Annotated in this window: 16 protein-coding genes and 1 tRNA gene; 8 read left to right on the top strand and 9 right to left on the bottom strand. The window is 50.9% G+C overall.

What is annotated here, in order from left to right:
- Positions 1-38 precede the first annotated feature (38 nt).
- Positions 39-536: a D-glycero-beta-D-manno-heptose 1-phosphate adenylyltransferase gene (rfaE2, locus tag ACTRXD_RS09115; RefSeq protein WP_442431503.1), complete on the bottom strand. Its 498-nt coding sequence runs from the start codon at positions 534-536 to the stop codon at positions 39-41.
- 140 nt (positions 537-676) lie between these two features.
- Here rfaE2 and ACTRXD_RS09110 point away from each other — a divergent pair, with 140 nt between their 5' ends.
- The 7 genes from ACTRXD_RS09110 (at position 677) to rplT (ending at position 6,321) form a co-directional block, all read left to right on the top strand.
- A complete protein-coding gene (locus ACTRXD_RS09110) occupies positions 677-2,221 on the top strand; it encodes an SLC13 family permease (protein WP_442431502.1) in 1,545 nt (514 codons plus the stop codon).
- Between the two features lie 94 nt (positions 2,222-2,315).
- A complete protein-coding gene (locus tag ACTRXD_RS09105) occupies positions 2,316-2,933 on the top strand; it encodes a helix-turn-helix domain-containing protein (RefSeq protein WP_442431501.1) in 618 nt (205 codons plus the stop codon).
- Positions 2,934-3,012: 79 nt separating this feature from the next.
- Positions 3,013-3,087, top strand: a tRNA-Val gene (locus ACTRXD_RS09100).
- A gap of 117 nt (positions 3,088-3,204) precedes the next feature.
- On the top strand, positions 3,205-5,148 hold the full coding sequence (thrS, locus tag ACTRXD_RS09095; RefSeq protein WP_442431500.1) for a threonine--tRNA ligase: 1,944 nt from the start codon (positions 3,205-3,207) through the stop codon (positions 5,146-5,148).
- Positions 5,145-5,663: a translation initiation factor IF-3 gene (infC, locus tag ACTRXD_RS09090; RefSeq protein ID WP_376753393.1), complete on the top strand. Its 519-nt coding sequence runs from the start codon at positions 5,145-5,147 to the stop codon at positions 5,661-5,663. Before thrS ends, infC begins: the two co-directional genes overlap by 4 nt.
- A 67-nt stretch (positions 5,664-5,730) precedes the next feature.
- Positions 5,731-5,925: a 50S ribosomal protein L35 gene (rpmI, locus tag ACTRXD_RS09085; RefSeq protein WP_376753602.1), complete on the top strand. Its 195-nt coding sequence runs from the start codon at positions 5,731-5,733 to the stop codon at positions 5,923-5,925.
- 27 nt (positions 5,926-5,952) lie between these two features.
- Positions 5,953-6,321, top strand: a complete 369-nt coding sequence (rplT, locus tag ACTRXD_RS09080; RefSeq protein ID WP_442431499.1) for a 50S ribosomal protein L20 — start codon at positions 5,953-5,955, stop codon at positions 6,319-6,321.
- On the opposite strand, the gene pheT is transcribed toward rplT, so the two are convergent.
- Genes pheT through larC form a run of 6 tightly spaced genes read right to left on the bottom strand, consistent with a single transcriptional unit; the run spans position 6,318 to position 13,994 of the window.
- Complete coding sequence (gene pheT, locus ACTRXD_RS09075) at positions 6,318-8,012, bottom strand: phenylalanine--tRNA ligase subunit beta (protein WP_442431498.1); 1,695 nt, start codon at positions 8,010-8,012, stop codon at positions 6,318-6,320. The two genes, rplT and pheT, sit on opposite strands and share 4 nt — an antisense overlap.
- 9 nt (positions 8,013-8,021) lie before the next feature.
- Positions 8,022-9,581, bottom strand: a complete 1,560-nt coding sequence (pheS, locus tag ACTRXD_RS09070; RefSeq protein WP_442431497.1) for a phenylalanine--tRNA ligase subunit alpha — start codon at positions 9,579-9,581, stop codon at positions 8,022-8,024.
- Positions 9,582-9,589: 8 nt separating this feature from the next.
- The gene (gene rpe / locus ACTRXD_RS09065) at positions 9,590-10,264 is read right to left on the bottom strand and encodes a ribulose-phosphate 3-epimerase (RefSeq protein ID WP_442431496.1); all 675 of its coding nucleotides are present in this window, start codon (positions 10,262-10,264) and stop codon (positions 9,590-9,592) included.
- Between the two features lie 2 nt (positions 10,265-10,266).
- The gene (rsmB, locus tag ACTRXD_RS09060; protein ID WP_442431495.1) at positions 10,267-11,715 is read right to left on the bottom strand and encodes a 16S rRNA (cytosine(967)-C(5))-methyltransferase RsmB; all 1,449 of its coding nucleotides are present in this window, start codon (positions 11,713-11,715) and stop codon (positions 10,267-10,269) included.
- 16 nt (positions 11,716-11,731) lie between these two features.
- Entirely contained in the window at positions 11,732-12,757 is a 1,026-nt protein-coding gene (gene pdxA, locus ACTRXD_RS09055; protein ID WP_442431494.1) for a 4-hydroxythreonine-4-phosphate dehydrogenase PdxA, read from the bottom strand.
- Between the two features lie 7 nt (positions 12,758-12,764).
- A complete protein-coding gene (gene larC / locus ACTRXD_RS09050; RefSeq protein ID WP_442431493.1) occupies positions 12,765-13,994 on the bottom strand; it encodes a nickel pincer cofactor biosynthesis protein LarC in 1,230 nt (409 codons plus the stop codon).
- 1,248 nt (positions 13,995-15,242) lie between these two features.
- Here larC and ACTRXD_RS09045 point away from each other — a divergent pair.
- Positions 15,243-16,094, top strand: coding sequence for a hypothetical protein (locus ACTRXD_RS09045; RefSeq protein ID WP_442431492.1), 852 nt, complete (start codon positions 15,243-15,245; stop codon positions 16,092-16,094).
- Here ACTRXD_RS09045 and larB read toward each other — a convergent pair.
- Both larB and ACTRXD_RS09035 read right to left on the bottom strand, forming a co-directional pair.
- Positions 16,060-16,830 (bottom strand): nickel pincer cofactor biosynthesis protein LarB, encoded by a 771-nt coding sequence (gene larB / locus ACTRXD_RS09040; protein ID WP_442431491.1) that lies wholly within the window; start codon positions 16,828-16,830, stop codon positions 16,060-16,062. The genes ACTRXD_RS09045 and larB overlap by 35 nt on opposite strands.
- Positions 16,827-17,894, bottom strand: coding sequence for an NAD(P)H-dependent glycerol-3-phosphate dehydrogenase (locus ACTRXD_RS09035; RefSeq protein WP_442431490.1), 1,068 nt, complete (start codon positions 17,892-17,894; stop codon positions 16,827-16,829). The genes larB and ACTRXD_RS09035 overlap by 4 nt, the downstream gene beginning before the upstream one ends.
- Positions 17,895-17,979 lie beyond the last annotated feature (85 nt).

The raw sequence follows: 17,979 nt of genomic DNA, 5'->3' as shown, positions 1-17,979 counted from the left end.
TCTGAAATACACCACGAAAAAGGTTCTCGACGTGCGGACTAGCAGGATGGGCTTATTCCATGAGTGGTGAGAATTCGTTCTATAATCGTTGTGGTCGAAACATCGGAGACAAGTGGAATCGTTCGCACAAATCCTCCCCGTTCCTCAACAAAATCTTTTCCGATAATTCGTTCGGAGGTCCAATCTCCTCCTTTCACAAGGACGTTGGGTTGGATAGCCTTAATGAGATTCAAGGGATCCGGCTCGTCAAAAAGTATAACGTAATCTACGCAACCTAATGCGGCAATGATTTCTGCCCGTTGGGCATCGGTTTGGATTGGTCGATGCTTCCCCTTATCCAGTTGATGGACTGAACGATCGCTGTTGACTCCGACCACTAATCGATCCCCCAACTCCTTGGCTTCTGCCAGGTATCGCGTATGTCCGATATGCAGCAAATCAAAACACCCATTCGTAAAGACAATGGATTCTCCCGCCTGCTGATGAACGGAAATTCGTTGTAAGAGACTGTTCAAGGTATGAATTTTTGATTGCATAAGGAGAAATCGTTGAATCCTTTCCTGGGGTCCCTATCTCACATATCCCGTTTTCTGTATGATACCTGCTGCATACGCCAAATCCTAGAGAGGTTACCCAACAAGCCACTTCGGCAAAGAGGAAAACAGGATATGCGGTCGTGGTCTCAGGCCTCACCGGATTTCCTAAGCTGAGCGCGTCCATTCCCAAGAGCTGCATGAGCCAATCCGGTCCAGGTCCCCATACCGCTATTCCGGCGCATCAATTTGGTCTTTTTGCCGCCCCGCTCATTGCCGGGTTGATGTTTGTACTGCTTCCCGAATCCCTGCCCGACCCCGCGAGAATTCTGGCCACAATTTTAAGCTGGGTAGTGGTGATGTGGATTACGGAGCCTATTCCCTTGCCCATTACCGCTTTGCTGGGCTGTGGATTATGCGTCGTCGCCGGGTTAGGAAACATGCAATCCGTGTTTTCTGCCTTTGCCCACCCCATCATCTTCCTGTTTATTGGGAGTTTTTTTATTTCGGAGGCCCTTTCCGTTCATGGGTTGGACCGCCGGTTTGGCAACTGGCTTTTGTCACGTAAGTGCGTGGGTTCCAATCCTATTCGAATTATGATGGCTATGAGTCTGGCTGTTGCCGGCCTGTCTATGTGGATTAACAATACTGCGGCAACGGCGGTCATGTTGCCCATTGCGCTTGGTGTATTACGGGCGCTTCGGCAGGACTATCCTAATATGAAAACCTTCGACACCGGGTTTTTGCTGTGTCTGGCTTATGGCGCCGGTATTGGGGGAGTAGCCACTCTCGTCGGCACCGCCCCGAATTTAATCGGAGTGGGTCTGTTAGCCCAGCAAGCTCATTTCACCATTTCATTTGACCAATGGTTGCTGATTGGATTGCCGTTGTCAGGTGTCATGCTGCTCGTGATGTTTACGCTGATATATTGGTTACATCCTCCCCCTTCTCACTCGTCTTTTCATGAAGGATCTTCTGTTCTCAAGATTTCGGCACCCCTTCCCTGGACTCGGGGGGAGCAATATACGTTTGCGGTGTTTCTGTTGGCTGTCCTGTTGTGGCTACTCCCGGCATTACTCTCATTATTTTTGGAAGGAAATCATCCCGTCGTGCAATGGGTTCAGGCCCACTTGCCGAAAGAATTGGTGCCTATTTTTGCCTCTGGGCTATTGTTTCTTCTGCCTTTGAATTTTCGCCAGGGGGAATTTACCTTAACATGGAAAGAAGCCGCCAATATTCATTGGGGAACGATCCTGTTATTCGGAGGAGGCATTGCCTTTGGGGAGCTAATGGTGGAAACCGAATTGGCGAAAGCGATTGGCCAGGGTATGGTGGCGATATTCGGCATCGAGTCCGTCTGGGGTTTAACGGGTGTGGCGATTCTTACGGCTCTGGTTCTCACGGAGCTCGCGTCGAATACTGCAGCCACCAGTATGATTGTGCCGGTGCTCATCGCCATTGCCCACACGGCCAATATTTCTCCTGTCCCTCCCGTACTGGGAGCGTGTATGGCTGCAAGTCTGGCATTTGTGTTGCCGGTTTCTACTCCCCCGAATGCCATTGTGTATGGAACGGGAAAGATTCCGATTCTCCGGATGGTGCAAGCCGGATTGTTGTTGGATGCAATTGGTGGCGTGTTGGTTTGGTGCACATTACGGATAGTGGGTCCACTTTTGGGAATTGCATGAGCTTCTCAACCTAGGAGATAGACCTCAATTGATTTTTAAATAATGTTCCGACATAATCCTCGCTTGCATTTCACCTGACCCAAATAACGTGTCTTTGAACTCTTCTCACATACGGTTTGCACTGTTAACCCAGGATCCCGATCTCAAGTCGCGGGTTCAAGGTCCTGACCTTCAGAACACCATTACGGTATTGGATGACTGCTCTTCCCTGGAAGCGGCCATGCGCTCTCAACAATTTACCGGCGTGATTCTGGATGAGTCCGGGAAGAAATTTTTTCCTGCCTTGTCGGAACTGAATGGCCAATTGAATTTGTCCAAGACCTTTATATATGCCGGACCCTTGCCCGCCTGGAGCACCATGAATCAGATCCGGCAGGTTATGGGAGATCAACCATCGGAAGAGGGGGCTATCGATCCTAAAGATGTGAGCCTGGCCAGTTATGTGGAAAAAAAATTGGGGGATTTTGTTCGAGCGATGAATGTCGGCTCAGGGAAAAACCTCTATCCCACTTTAATGAGGGCTGTTGAACGGCCATTGATTGAACTCGCCTTACGGGAAACGCATGGCAATCAGATTAAAGCGGCTCGTCTTCTTGGCCTTAATCGCAATACACTCAGGAAAAAAATTACAGAATTTCAAATCTCCGTCAATCAGTTAAAGCAATCTACTGCCGGAAAACGCAAGAAGACCGAATCGGATTCTTTGGAATAGTCTTTCTCTTTCCCCTTGAAAAATAAACCATTTCTTGACAAGACCTGCAATGCAGTCTAGCATATGGCCGGTAAGATATAGGCGCGTAGCTCAGGGGGAGAGCGCTACCTTGACACGGTAGAGGTCGGCGGTTCAATACCGCCCGCGCCTACCATTATATTTCTCCAAAAAAGCCTGACAGGTATCCAGCTTCCTTAATTGAGGGGAATGGTGCCTTTTCTTGCGTTCATCACGGAATGTAGAACCTTTTTTATTAGGTTTTTTTACTCTAATGGAATCTATTCAGGTATCACTGCAAGGCGAAAGTAGCCAGGCTCTTCCCAAAGGGATCTCGGCCAAGGCGGCACTAGAGAAGCTGAAGGGAGCCGTGCCACCTGAGGTGTTTGCCGTGAAGGCCAATGGCGTGGAAATTGACCTCTTGGGTTCCCTGGAGACCGATTCAATCTTGCAGCCCTTGATGTTTGATTCCCCAGAAGGAAAAGAAATTTATCGGCACAGTAGTACGCATATTATGGCCCAAGCGGTGAAGGAATGCTTTCCTTCCGCCCAATTAACGATTGGTCCGGCCATCGAGGATGGCTTCTTTTATGACTTTGCCTTTGAGCGCCCGTTCACGCCGGAAGATTTAGAAAAAATCGAAGCCAAGGCTTTGGAAATCATCAAACGGAATCTTTCGGTTTCAAGACGTGAGTTCTCCAAGGAAGAGGCCATTGAATTTTTTAAAAATCGTGGTGAATTCTATAAGGTAGAGCTCATTCAAGGGTTTCCTGATGGAGAACCGGTGTCTGCCTATACCCAGGGGGACTTCGTCGATCTCTGTCGTGGTCCCCATCTGCCGGCCACGGGCTATGTCAAAGCCTTTAAGCTTCTGAATAGTGCAGGAGCCTATTGGCGAGGGGATGAACGAAATCCCATGTTGCAGCGGCTTTATGGCACGTCCTTTCCCTCAAAAGAAGCTTTGCAGGCTCACTTGGATAATTTAGAGGAGATCAAACGCCGTGACCATAGAAAGCTTGGGAAAGACCTCGATTTATTTAGTATTCAGGACGAAACCGGACCCGGTCTTATTTTATGGCACCCCAAAGGGGCACAAATCCGTCTGCTGATTGAAAATTTTTGGCGGGAACAACATTTAGCCAATCAATATGAGTTGGTTTATTCGCCGCATGTTGCGCGGTTGGATTTATGGAAAACCAGCGGGCATGTGGACTTCTACAAAGAAAATATGTTCGCCTCCATGCCTGTCGAGTCCAGTGAATATCAGCTAAAGCCCATGAATTGCCCGTTTCATATCATGGTGTATAAATCACATTTACGTAGTTATCGTGATTTGCCTATCCGCTACGGGGAGTTGGGAACGGTCTACCGGTACGAACGTTCCGGAGTCCTGCATGGCCTAATGCGGGTTCGGGGATTTACCCAGGATGATGCTCATTTATTCTGCCGCCCTGACCAGTTGGGTGAAGAGGTCCAAAAGGTCCTGAAATTTATTACGAGTATGCTGGGGACTTTTGGATTTACGGAATTCAAGATGTTTCTTTCCACTCGGCCCGAAAAGGCTGTGGGGACGATCAATCAATGGGATCAAGCGACGTTGGCGCTGGAAACTGCACTGAAAAACGGAGGCTATACCTATCAGGAAGATCCGGGTGAAGGGGTCTTTTATGGGCCTAAAATTGATGTCAAAATACAGGATGCCTTAGGCCGATCCTGGCAATGCTCAACGGTTCAGATTGATTTCAATAATCCAGAGAGGTTTGGCCTGACCTATGTGGGTGATGATGGTAAAACCCATCAACCCATCATGATTCACCGGGCTTTATTAGGATCGATTGAGCGATTTTTCGGGATTCTCCTGGAGCATTTTGGGGGTGCCTTTCCGGCCTGGTTGGCCCCTGTTCAGGTTACGGTCCTCCCAATTTCAGAAAAACATCAAGGGTATGCTCAAGAGGTTGAAAAAAATCTTCGTCAGGAAGGCTGTCGCGTTGGCTTAGACTTGCGAAATGAAAAGATTGGCCTTAAAATCCGTGAGGCTGAAAAGGCAAAGATTCCTTTCATGATTATCGTGGGGGATCGGGAAGCTGAAGCAAAGATGGTTGCAGTACGACAAAGGAACGGGAAAAATTTGGGAACGATGCCTATTATCGATTTGGTGACGCTGATTCGGGAAGACATGCCCGAGGCTGTTAAGAAGGGTTCTTTACTTTTCGAATGACTCGTCCGGTGACACCCAAACAACGTATTAATCATTTCATCAAAAATCCTGAAGTCCGGGTTATTGGTGCTGAAGGTGAACAACTTGGAATCCTGAAGACATCTGAAGCGATTCGGCAGGCGAGGGAAATTGGATATGATTTGGTGGAAGTGGCTCCTACCGCGGACCCTCCGGTCTGCCGTATTATGGATTATGGGAAATTTAAGTATGAACAGAGCAAAAAAGAACATCGCATGCGACTTAACCAGAAATCCACCCAGGTTAAGGAAGTTAAATTTCGGCCTCGGACAGACAAGCACGATATGGAGACGAAGGTCCGGCAAATACGGGACTTCCTGGAAGAAGGGAATAAGACCAAAGTTACGGTTATGTTCCGCGGTCGAGAAATGGCCAATCAAGAGCTTGGGTTCAAAGCGATTCAGAAGGTTATTGAGGAGTTAAAGGGCGCAGGAAATATTGAAAGCCCTCCTAGAATGGAAGGCCGGAATCTTTACATGGTGGTTGCTCCAAAATAATTGGCTAAGTTGAGGAAAAGCCGGCAATTTGCCGGTCGTTGATAAAGGAAAATAAGAAATGGCAAAAATGAAATTAAAAAATCACTCAGGAGCCAGTAAGCGATTTAAACGATCCGGCTCTGGCAAGTGGATGCGGCGGAAGGCCGGAATGCGTCATATCCTCACTTCCAAGGCACCAGGAGTAAAATCCAGACTAAGCGGTGCAGCAGAGGTCAGAAAAGAAGACCGCACTTCATTGTCTCGATTACTCCCCTATAAGTAACATTTCAATAATTAAGGAGAACGTGTCATGCCAAGGGTAAAAGGTGGGCCACAAACTCGGCAGCGCCGGAAAAAGCGGCTCAAACTGGCGAGTGGCCAATATGGAGGAAAAAGTAAACTTTTCCGGACTGCCACCGAATCAGTTGATAAGGGGCAAGCGTATGCGTACACCGGACGAAAACAGAGAAAACGTCATTTCCGGCAGCTCTGGGTCACCCGGATCAGTGCGGCTGTTCGCGCACAAGGAGTCACCTATAGTCAGTTCATGAATGCGCTAAAGAAAGCCAATGTGTTATTAAATCGAAAAATGCTTTCAGAAATGGCGATTCACGATCCTCAAGGCTTTTCACATCTTGTGTCCCTCACCAAGGGAGACGGACAACCCGTCGCTGCCTAAGCTTCCGGCTTTCTGATCTCGAATTCAAACCCGGAGGTTGGCATATCGATTTGCCAGGCTTCGAGTACTTCCGGGTGAAACTCTCCGATATATCCCACCGCATACCCCTCACAACGGATTCGGCCAACTCGTCCCTCTAAAAATGAGGGATGAGTGACTGGCTCCAGTTCGTAGGGCCACGCCATGTAATACATCAATAAATCCAGATAGCTATGAATTTCTGAAAAATTCGCTCCCGAATTGGCGCTAATGGCGGCAATGGACAGGGTCGTACGAGAACCCACATTGGCCTCCAAATCCAGTTGAGCCGTTTCTCCAACCTCAAAAAGTAGATGGGGATAAAACGCACGAGGTGATAGAGCTTCCACTCTAAGCAGACATGGTAAAATAGAAGGTCTCAGACAGGCATAGGTTTGGGACATGACGTTGTCCACTTCTACCAGTCGTGCATATTCAGTGTCAGTAATCCGCATTCTGTCCACCAACTCCTGATGGGAAGCCATGATATTGGAAAAAATTTCCTGAAATCCAAATCCGACCAGAAGATCCCGCACGCGATCGCTGGTTTGTTCTTCTATGGAGAGACTTCCAACGGTGAAGGTCTGTGGCATGATAGGAGAAAACGATTCGTAGCCTCGGGTAATGGCCACATCCTCCGCAACATCCATCACATGCATGAAATCGTTTCGAAAAGCGGGTAAGGTGACGGATACAGTCTGCCTGGTGGCTTTCACCTGGTATCCATAAGAGGCAAGGGCCTCCTGAATAGCCTCCGAACCGAGCGGCATTCCAAAGGCCTGTTCAATTGCTTCCATGGAAATTCGTTGGGATTGATTCATGCCCAGCGGGGTTTTAATAGTCGCGCCGAATTCCGTTTTGTAGGGATAGTTAATGTCCAGTGATTCAATGGTGGCCCCACGATCGGCTAAATTGCAGGCAAAAATGTTCAAGGCCAAGACAACCATACTTAAATCGGTTCCGGTGACTTCCACGAGTAAGTCCGTGTCTCCTAACTGCACTTCACCAAGCTCCCGACTGTTGATAATGGGAGGAAATGACAACACCTGTCCATCTGAATCCCAAAGAAGCGGCAACCGTTCACATCCAGCGAGAATTGATCCATATTCCAGACCCTTGGGATGGACGGTGAGGATTTCCTGTGGGGTCATTTTTTCCTCAAATCCCAATGGCGTAAATCGAATCTCATCCGGTTTCACGAGGCCATACGTGACGGGAAAGGCAATGGCGGAGGCACGATAGAGGCCTATGGATACGGTTTCACGTTTTCGTCCAAAAGCGTCGGCTAGTTTTTCCTGAGTTTGAATACACTGGTCGAGGCCATCCGGCGTCATGGCATATCCCAACGAGACGCAACCCGCGACATACGGTCGAACGGCTTCCATGCCCTGGGCCACTTGAATCCGACGTTTTGCGCCCCTCTTTTCCGAAAAAAAGGAGTAAGGGGGCATCCCTTTATTCAGCACCGATCGAATTTGTCGGGCAATCCCTTCCACACACCATAAATCAGGACGGTTGGTATCCTGAAGTTCTACGCGCACTTCACCAGTCTCCTGTGAGACGTCTTTTACCTCCCCTTTCACATAGGGCATCCATTGTTCAATGTCGGATATGGAGGCATCACGACCGACAAGTCGACAGAAATCTTTTTGGAAAATGGAAATGGTTGGCATGGGGCGTAGCTAAAAATGACGGCGCATATTGCGAACCGCTTCTAGATCGGAAGTGAATAAATCGCGAATATCTTGTATCCCAAGGGCGATCATGGCCATTCGATCCAACCCGAGTCCCCATGCAATAACTGGAACCGTCACTCCTAACGGTATGGTGACTTCAGAGCGTAAAAGGCCGGCGCCCCCCAATTCCATCCATCCAAGTTTGGGATGACGGACATGCAATTCCACCGAGGGTTCGGTAAATGGGAAATAAGCCGGAAAAAATCGAATCTCTTTGGCTTGTGCCATTTCCGTGGCGAACAATTGCAGGAGTCCCAAGAGTGTTCGAAAATTGATATCAGAGCCAAGCACAATCCCTTCCACCTGAAAAAAGTCCGTGGCATGCGTGGCATCGACATTGTCATAACGAAAACACCGGGCGATAGAAAAAAATTTACCGGGAACCGGCGGATTTTTTGCCAATGTCCGAGCGGAAACGGCGGTGCCTTGGCTGCGGAGGACCAACCGCTTCGCCCGCTCAGGGTCATACTCGTATTTCCACCCTTTCGATCCGCTCGTTCCCCCATCCCGGTGGACTTGGGCTACCTGGCTGAGAAATGGCTCTTGAATTTTCTTAGCCATCTTGGGATTTTTGACAAAATATACATCATGGATGGCACGAGCAGGATGGAATTGAGGCATGAAAAGCGCGTCCATATCCCAAAATTCCGTCTCAATGAGTTCGCCACGCATTTCCCGAAACCCCATGCTCGTGAGCTTGTACTTTACGGTATCCAGAAATTCCCGATAGGAATGCCGTCTGCCGACCGCCAGGCGAGGAGGGCGAAGGTTGATGGAGTATTTGCGAAAGGATACGTGACGCCAGGACCCGTCTTTTAAGAGTTCCGGGGTTAATTGAGAAATTTCTTGAGCGGCCCCTTCCCGTAAATGAGGCAGAAGATTCCGGCCCTCATCTGTCAGGACGTAGGTCCGTTCGGTATGATCATCGACGCGAAAGGGTTCTTGCGTATTGCCGCGTTTGACAGCGTATTGGCGAAGCAATGTCTGGTGATCGGAGGCAAACGAATCCAGGGGTCGTGCACCTTCCTGAACCTGATTAAGCAGGCTTCGCAAGTCCCGCACGGTGTCACTGTCCTTGCTGGTTATTTCCAGCACTCCCCCTGCACCCATCTGAAGGACGCCTTCTTTCTTGAGAATCCCGATCGCCCGGCTTAGCTCGGAGGGTTGGAATTTCCCCGTACCTTGAAGGTCCTTCACGGTAGGTGAAGAGCCGTCATGAGCGGCACTCTTTACCGTCTGAAGAATCCACTCAAGTGGAGAAGAGTTCGGCTGGTGGTATTGGGCACCGACCGAGGTGAGGGAGACATAGGTCGTCGTGGTTTCGGACGACAGGCTCACCAGTTGTTTCGTAAGCAGCCACCCGACCGCCATACTGACTTGTGAAGGGGCTAGCTCCGTTTGGTTGGCAAGTTGAAGGTCTGAAAGTGGCTGAGGATATTTTCCCAGTTCACGGAGGACCTGAATTTCGAGAGGATGAAGGCTGTCGGTATTATTTGGGGAATTCATGTGCCCGATTAGACAATCACGGTCTGAGCCGCAGTTCGCATCTGCCGAATGGTTTCAGGAATATTCTTGCTGCCGAAAATGGCGGAACCGGCAACCAGAACATTCGCACCGGCCTGAATCACCGAAGCCACGTTGGTCGGGTTGATTCCCCCATCCACTTCCAAATGGGCCGAACTGCGGGAATTATTCATCATGGTCCGGATCCGCCGGATCTTATCCAGGCTGGAGGAGATAAATTGTTGGCCTCCAAATCCGGGATTCACCGACATCACCAGGACTAAATCCACCTCACCAAGAATTTCCTCAAGGGAAGTGACGGACGTCGCGGGATTCAAGGACACTCCGGCTTTGACTTGTCGTTCCTTAATAGACTGCACCGTGCGGTGTAAATGTGGGCAGGCTTCGACATGCACGGTCAACAGGTCGGCTCCGGCATCGACGAATTCAGAGATAAAATCATCCGGGTTGGTCATCATCAGATGAACATCTAATGGCAAGGAGGTCACCTTGCGAAGCGCTTCAACCATGGGCGGACCAACCGTCAAATTGGGAACAAAATGGCCATCCATGACATCCACATGGATCCAATCCGCACCGGCTGCTTCCACCATCTGGACGGCTTCCGCGAGCCGGGCAAAGTCAGCAGAAAGGATTGAAGGAGAGATTAAAGGTGTGACTGGCATTGTTATTCAGATTTTTTCAACCGGCACGCAAAAAATCCGTCCATGTTCAAGGTCTGAAAGGCCGTACACAAATGCCCCATGGCCGTAATGAGTGATTGCCCGGCAGCGGGCACCCAAGGTGTGACGGATTCCTGACAAAATTCAGGATGTTCCTGACAAAATCCGGAGATAATCTCTGTGGTCTCCTCCGGTTCGACTGAGCAGGCACTATAGACCAAGATTCCCCCTGGTCTCAAGAGGTCAGAGACCCGATCCAGAATCTCACGTTGAAGAGCCTTGGCCTGTTGGATGGTCGATAGCGATTTTATTAATTTTCCTTCCGGGTGTCGGCGAAGAATACCCAGAGCAGAACAGGGGGCATCAAGCAGAATGCGGTCAAACGGTTGGGTCAGCACGCCAGGAACCGTGAGATCGGTCGTTGAGACATGGTTTGTCCTGTCGTGTCCGGATGTTGCAGTCAAATCATGGTGAACAACCTGAACAATGGAAATTTCCAGCCTGGCACAATTTGAAATGAGCCGATCTAACCGTCCCTGATGACGATCAAGTGCAACGATGGTTCCTTGGTTTTTCATCAATTGAGCCAGGTGTGTGGTTTTTCCTCCGGGAGCCGCACAGGCATCAAGAACCCGATTGCCGGGCTGAGGGTCAAGGAGCAAGGGAATGAGTTGGGCGGCTTCGTCCTCCACATAACACCAACCGTCTTGCAAGGCGGACAGTTCTCCAGGACTGCCACATTTGTTCAAAATCAAACCGACGGGGCTCACGGTGGTTTCCTGTGCAAGTATTTCTTCCGATTGGAGGCGGCCAAGCAATTGGGAACGGGAACACTGAAGAGTATTCGTTCGAATCGTTAACGGCGGAATGCCGATAGACTGTTGGCAAAGGTGTTCCGCTTGTGTGAGTCCGAAGGATTGTCGCCAGCGCTCAACTAACCAGGGCGGACACGCATATCGAATGGAAAGGGCCTGGGTGGCATCGACTGCCGGATCGGGCATGGGCGGAACAGGTTGCCGGAGTAGATTGCGCAATACGGCATTCACGAAACCGGACCAATTGTGGCCGGGTTGTTTCCGGATCAGCTGAACGGCTTCATTCACCGCGGCGGAAGCCGGAATACGATCGAGATAGAGCAGTTGGTAGGCAGCCACCCGTAGCGTCGTGGCGACCGTCAGCGGCAGGCGGATCATGGGCTTGCGGGAAACCTGATCTAATCGCCAATCCAGGGTGAGGTAATGCCGTAACACTCCATAGACCAGCTCAAACGCCAGGTGCCGATCACGGGCGCTGACCACGAGGTCTTTAGTGATGTGATCGAACACGTCATCGCTGAAAGCCCGGGTGCGTTCAATTGTCTGCAAGGCATCGGCAGCGATCTTTCTCGCACTCCAGGAGCGACCAGTCGAAGAAACGGGTGGTTTGGCAGAGGATGTCGGTTTTCGCGCTCCCATCTTCACGCCTTGCCAATCATGGGGAGTGTGTGGCCAATTTGGCAGCCATTTCAATGGCCTCAACAAGGCTCATGGGATCAGCCTTGCCTTGCCCGGCAATGTCATAGGCCGTGCCGTGGTCAACAGACGTGCGAATGATCGGTAGACCCACCGTGATGTTCACGCAATGGCCGAAGGCCACCGTTTTGAGCGGAATCAATCCCTGGTCATGATACAAGGCGACAATGCCGTCAAATGATCCTCGGACCGCCTTGCCGAACAAGGTATCGGCAGGATGAGGACCCGTGCAGGCAATGCCCTGCTTTTTAGCTTGCCGAATGGCGGGTTGAATAATACGGCTTTCCTCGTCGCCAAACAGGCCATTCTCGCCGGCATGGGGGTTGAGACCCGCCACGCCGATGCGCGGTTTCTGAATGTGGAACAAGCGGGTGAGACCCTGATGAGCCAATCGAATGGCCCGGAGAATTGTGGTAGAGGTCAACACGTTCGGGACATCACGGAGAGCCAGGTGGGTGGTCGCAAATAATATTTTCAAGGGACCCCCGACTATCATCATCCCCGACTCTTTTGCGTTCGTTAGGTCCGCTAACATTTCGGTGTGGCCAGGGTACGTGTGCCCCGCTAAATGCATCGCATGTTTATTAATGGGCGCCGTCACGATGCCCTGCACGCAACCGGCCTGGGCTAACCGGACGGCCGTTTGAATGCACGTGACTGCCATATCCCCGGACCGTGCCGTGACACGCCCAAGCCTGACCGGACGGATTGATCCGGAAAAGGGGTCCAAGACCGGGAGAGAGCCCAGACGGAACATTCGAGAATCGGAGGATGATTCGTGCCCGCTCACCGGCACAAGAACCAATGAGGCCCCCAAGGATTGCGCGGTGTATTCCAGGATTTTCCGGCTACCGATGACCAGGGGCTGACAAACTCGCCGGATTTTCGGCAACTGAAGAGTCTTCACAATAATTTCCGGTCCGATCCCGGCAGGATCGCCCATCGTAATCGCCAGAAGCGGTTTGGTCGGTTGCGTGGAAGCCATGAATGGATTACTTGCGCTGTGCCAATTTGGCAGGAGAAGTTTTGCGCGTGGATGGGGCTTTCGAGCTGACATACGTCCGGCGTGCGAGGTCGATAATTGTTTGCACTGGCTGCTTGGTGCGCTCAGCCAAGGCGACACAATCCCGATACTCGGGAGTGACCTTAGAACGGCCCTGTCCAAGACCGGCAATCTTCATGCGGACAGACCCCCCCAACAGTCTAATTGTTTGGAAGGAGCGAGGCAGAATGGCTCGGTCCATTTCCTGGATCCGTATTCCCAGCGTCGAGGTTTCGGAAAATAGTAATGACTGCAGGGCCTGAAGATCCTGTGAGAACGCGATGACTGTCACAATCGTGCCGGGCCGACTCCGTTTCATGATGGTTGGGGTCAAGGTGACATCAAGCGCTCCAGCCTCGAACAGGCGCTCCATGATCAACTCATACAATTGCGGATTCATATCATCAATGTTCGTCTCAAGCTGAATGATGCGTTCGGTGTGATTCAAAGAGTCAGAATCTTGAATGCCAACGAATACACGCAACACATTAGGCCAGCCATGAGGATCGGCCGTGCCTGCGCCATACCCCACGGTTTGTGGCGTTAAGGGTGGGAGCGGTTTACAATCTTGGGAGAGAGTTTTAACCAAGGCGATACCGGTCGGTGTTGTGAATTCAATGGCCGGTCCATTGGAGAGGATGGGAATGCCCTGGGCCATGTGCGCCACTGCCGGTCCCGGCACCGGAAGTAGTCCATGTGCTGTGGAAATAGTACCGGCTCCCAGATTGATAGGTGAAAAGGACACCGTTGTGATGTTCAGATGTGCGAACCCCAGCAGGGTTCCGACAATATCTACCAGCGAATCGATCACGCCCACCTCATGAAAATGTACTTTATTCGGTTCTTTCCCATGCACCCTGCCTTCGGCTTCAGCCAGCAGTTGGAAGGTGTGAAGGGCTTGCGTGCGAATGGCCTCCGGCAGGCGGCTATTTCCTAACGTCTTTCGAATAGCGGAGAGGGACAGGGGTTTGGTGAACCCTTTGTGAATATCCACATCCACTTTGGTAGCCCGGATGCTGTTGCGGATCACCTGCTGTTCGCGGAGCCGATAGCCTTTGATGCCTAGGGCTTTGAGGCCTTTTTCAAGAGCAGGCAAGGGTAAACCGGTATCTACGAGGGCACCCAAAAACATGTCCCCGCTGACTCCTGAAAATGCATCAATGTGAAGATGTCTGGCCATGAAATTACACCTGAAAATCTGAAAAAGTCCAAAGGCGAAACCGTATCATATCAAAGTCCTGAACGCGACGCTGAGTTGGTCCTTGAGAAGAGGACAAATTTTTTTGAAATTATCCGGATTTCGCCCCGGCGCACGAGGTTCCTTCGGCTTGGCTCAGGACAGGCCTTTTGTTACGGCAAAAGTACCTAAAACCATGTTGGCCCTGGCGTGGCCCTTCGGGGCCCCTGTGCGGTTCGCCGACTCCGGCGGTGGCGCAAACTCGCGGAGCCTTTCCTGAGTCTTCTCGAAGGGCTCAGACAATGCGCCCCCGTCTTTCCGGACTCGGCTGCACGGCTCGGCCACGCCAAAGGCCAAATAAAAACTCGGCACATACCGAATGCACCAATGCTCATAATAGTTGAAGGGGACGAGGGGGTATGTGGTTGAATGAGGAAAATAATAAAAATCAGGGGACTATTTAAAAACATAAGAGATTTGTACATCTCCTGTGACACAATAGAAAATATGCCCTTATTCCTTCGTTTCATCACGAGGGTATCTTTGAATGGTTTTATATGTTTCCCAATATTTTTTCTTCTTTTTCTTATCCTCCCTCTTGCTATGGGAGAAATAAGGGTAAATGATGAGTACCTCACCTGGCAGAATTTTTGGAAAAGGGGAGAACCGCTGGTTGTGTTCGCTTGGGCAAGCTGGATGCTGCTTATACCTTATGGAGTTCTTCAGAAAAGGAAGTGGGTTCGCCCGTTTTTGGTCTGCTTTCCATTAATACAGATTCTCTCAGTCGGAATGGTTGGTTTCCCTTTTAATCATCCCAAAACTCTAAATCTCTTTAACAACTTTAACAGCACAAAAGATCTTCTATGGAATGTTTTTCATCTAAGTGTCTGGGTAATCTTGGCTACATGGTATCTCTATTATAAAAAAACGGTAGTGGAATTTTTTAACTTCGAGGAATCCTGAATTAGGTAGGCGAGAATCAAGGCTCAAGACCTGGATGCATTTTTCCTACCGACTTCCACAAAATTACATTGGCCTGAAGAGGAAATCTTTGGCACAATATGAAGTATGCCCTCAATAACGATCACCTAAGGATCTGTGTCCTGGTTGGAGGTTTCACAGTTTTGAGAGATCCTTCGTTGTTCTCCGAATGACCTGATTGCCCGAGGGTTGCTCCATTCTGTCATCCCTCGGGATTTAACGACCATTGACTGATCGAAGGAATTCACGTTTTTACACATAAGGAAACAGATGCCTCGTTTATTAAAAATTTCTCTGAAAACACTGCAAATTTTTTCCTTCAGTCTCATTGTCAGTTTAGCCTTTTCCCAACAGGTTGATGCCAAACGAAAAAAAGGATCGGCGACCTCCCCCGTGAAAATTTCTGATGTGGTGGTCTCTCCTGATCCCTTTATCCTTGGGAAAAGTCCGTTGAAACTGACCTTGCTCGTGGAGTTGCCGTCATCGTTGCGTGGAGCCAATGTGCTGGAAGTCTCTGCCATGATCACCTCACCGACGCGGCGCTCAATGAGTTTTGTCGCACATCGTCTGTTGGTGGACGAACTGAAGCCGAAAGGGAAGAATCCTACCATTCCAGTGGAGCTGGTCTGGGATGGGAAAGATCAATACCATCAACTCGTTGCTGATGGCTCGTATTTTTATGAACTCCAGGCCAAGTTGATGGAAGATCAGGGGAATGGACCTCGAACCAAGATTGTGTCACGTCGGGTTCACGGGACACTCGAAGCGTTGGCGTATGTGGGTGAAGTGTTGCCTCCCCTTCCTCCGGAACCGGATATTCCCGAAGAACTTGAGATTCTCCGTGAGGGAGAGAGTTCTGAAGAGAGTGGTCCAAGCACGGAGGAAGACTTGAAGTCTTCCGACGATCAGGCAGTTTCAGAGGAAGAGGCTCCCATGGATGCTGCGGGTGTTCTTCAGCCGGAGGAGGTCGGTGGTTCCGAGGCCGATGTTCAAATCGGAGAACCGGAGAAGAAAGACGAGAGGACAATCCCTGAAATGGGAGAGTCGCTAACACCGGAATCTTTGAGCGAGCCGATGCCTGAGTTACCTACGTCTGGGGAAGAGCTTCCACTTGTCCGTTAATATTGATGCGGTGGGCGAGACAGCCTGCTCCAAACCCGTTATCGATATTTACCACGCCGATTCCCGATGAGCAGGCATTTAGCATCGTTAAGAGAGGGGCGAGCCCGCCAAAATTCGCCCCGTAGCCCTGGCTGGTGGGCACGGCGATAATCGGGCGATCAACCAACCCTCCCACCACACTGGGCAATACCCCATCCATTCCTGCGACGACGACGACGACTCGTGCCTGGTGAAGGATTTCCTGGCGATCCAAGAGCCGATGTAAGCCTGCGACGCCAACATCATAGAGTGTGTGCACCCGGCTTCCCATGACTTCGGCGGTGACTTTGGCTTCTTCGGCCACAGGGATGTCGGAGGTGCCGGCCGTGACAACAAGAATCAACCCCTGCTTGTCTCGCTTGTTATCGGAAAGCGAGACCATTCTGGCCATTTCATGGTACACCGCCTTGCGGGCCAATCGCTTGAGGCTGCGCGCATTAGCAGGCGAGACCCGTGTCGCCAGAAACGGTCCGCCGGCCTTTAACAATTTTCGAGCGATGGCCGTAATTTGTGCGGGTGTTTTTCCTTCGCACAGGATCACCTCAGGAAAACCCTGTCGAAGCGACCGGTGATGATCCACTGAGGCAAACCCGAGATCTTCAAACGGGAGAGTGCGGAGCTGTCGAATGGCCTGGGGGACAGAAACGTGTCCGCCTTGAACCCGTTGCAGCAAGGCCGCTAACCGGTCGTGGTTCATGAATGAGCCCTGGGGCCAAAGGTCGCGGTGCTGGCGGAAAAAAGGCCATCGGTTTCGCCTTTGGCTAATCGGGACATCAGATCTGTCACAATATGCCGGGGATTGCGTCCTTCAAACAACATTTGAAACACGCCGCGCACAATGGGCATATCCACGTGAAAACGTTCAGCCAGCGCCATGGCAGCCCGGCTGGTGGGGACGCCTTCAGCCACGGTTCTGCTGGTTGAGCGTAACGTGGTCATATTCGCTCCCTTGGCCAACTGCATGCCGACCTGGTAATTCCGGCTCAATGTCCCGGTGCAGGTGAGCACCAGATCTCCCAACCCTGATAGCCCATAAAAGGTGGCGACATCGGCGCCCATGGCCCGGCCCAACCGGATCATTTCGGCCAGCCCTCTGGTGATTAAGGCGGCTCTCGCGTTGGATCCAAGATCCAGCCCATCCACCACACCGGCTCCAATGGCCATGACATTTTTCAAGGCACCGCCCAGTTGGGCACCGATCATATCCCGTCCGGCATACACGCGAAACTGTGGAGTGATGAAGGCTTGTTGCAGACCATTGACCAGATTGAAATCCCGCCCGGCGAGTAAAATGGTCGTGGGTTTCCATCGGCTCACTTCTGATGCGAAGCTGGGCCCGGAAAGAATGGTGATGAACGGATGCCAGACGGCGGGGAGGTGACTTTCGACCACCTGACTCATTAATTGCAATGTGCCTTCCTCAATGCCTTTGGTGGCGATGATGATGGGAAGGGGTTCATTTAATAACAGGTTGAGTTGCTTCACCATATTGGCCATGGCATGTGATGGTGCCGCGAGCAGGATGACATCTGTGCCCTGCACGCAATCCGGAAGACTGATCGTGGCCTGGATAGAATTGGGTAAGACCACCTCCGGAAGATACCAGGAATTTTCTCTGGTGCGTTGGATGGTCTCCGCGACCTCAGGTTCATGTGCCCATAAGCGGATGCTGAATCCTTTGGTGGCCAGTAGGTGAGCCAAAGCCGTTCCCCAGGCTCCGGCGCCAATCACAGAAAGGACGCGAAAGGAAGAGGGTGTCACGGTGTCTCCTGACAAAGATGATTCATGAATGATGGTGGAGTTGGTGCATGGGCCAATGGGGCAAAGCCATGTATCGGGATAGAAA

Origin of the sequence: Nitrospira sp. T9, assembly GCF_052156535.1 — a bacterium.
GTDB lineage: Bacteria > Nitrospirota > Nitrospiria > Nitrospirales > UBA8639 > Nitrospira_E.
Note: the sequence above shows the minus strand (reverse complement) of the source record. Positions and strands in the feature narration are given on the sequence as shown.

What these genes read in the sequence shown, in the direction of transcription:
- rfaE2 (WP_442431503.1), bottom strand. Translation starts at nt 536, where the DNA reads ATGCAATCAAAAATTCATACCTTGAACAGTCTCTTACAACGAATTTCC.
- thrS (WP_442431500.1), top strand. Translation starts at nt 3,205, where the DNA reads ATGGAATCTATTCAGGTATCACTGCAAGGCGAAAGTAGCCAGGCTCTT.
- infC (WP_376753393.1), top strand. Translation starts at nt 5,145, where the DNA reads ATGACTCGTCCGGTGACACCCAAACAACGTATTAATCATTTCATCAAA.
- rpmI (WP_376753602.1), top strand. Translation starts at nt 5,731, where the DNA reads ATGAAATTAAAAAATCACTCAGGAGCCAGTAAGCGATTTAAACGATCC.
- rplT (WP_442431499.1), top strand. Translation starts at nt 5,953, where the DNA reads ATGCCAAGGGTAAAAGGTGGGCCACAAACTCGGCAGCGCCGGAAAAAG.
- pheT (WP_442431498.1), bottom strand. Translation starts at nt 8,012, where the DNA reads ATGCCAACCATTTCCATTTTCCAAAAAGATTTCTGTCGACTTGTCGGT.
- pheS (WP_442431497.1), bottom strand. Translation starts at nt 9,581, where the DNA reads ATGAATTCCCCAAATAATACCGACAGCCTTCATCCTCTCGAAATTCAG.
- rpe (WP_442431496.1), bottom strand. Translation starts at nt 10,264, where the DNA reads ATGCCAGTCACACCTTTAATCTCTCCTTCAATCCTTTCTGCTGACTTT.
- rsmB (WP_442431495.1), bottom strand. Translation starts at nt 11,715, where the DNA reads ATGGGAGCGCGAAAACCGACATCCTCTGCCAAACCACCCGTTTCTTCG.
- pdxA (WP_442431494.1), bottom strand. Translation starts at nt 12,757, where the DNA reads ATGGCTTCCACGCAACCGACCAAACCGCTTCTGGCGATTACGATGGGC.
- larC (WP_442431493.1), bottom strand. Translation starts at nt 13,994, where the DNA reads ATGGCCAGACATCTTCACATTGATGCATTTTCAGGAGTCAGCGGGGAC.
- ACTRXD_RS09045 (WP_442431492.1), top strand. Translation starts at nt 15,243, where the DNA reads ATGCCTCGTTTATTAAAAATTTCTCTGAAAACACTGCAAATTTTTTCC.
- larB (WP_442431491.1), bottom strand. Translation starts at nt 16,830, where the DNA reads ATGAACCACGACCGGTTAGCGGCCTTGCTGCAACGGGTTCAAGGCGGA.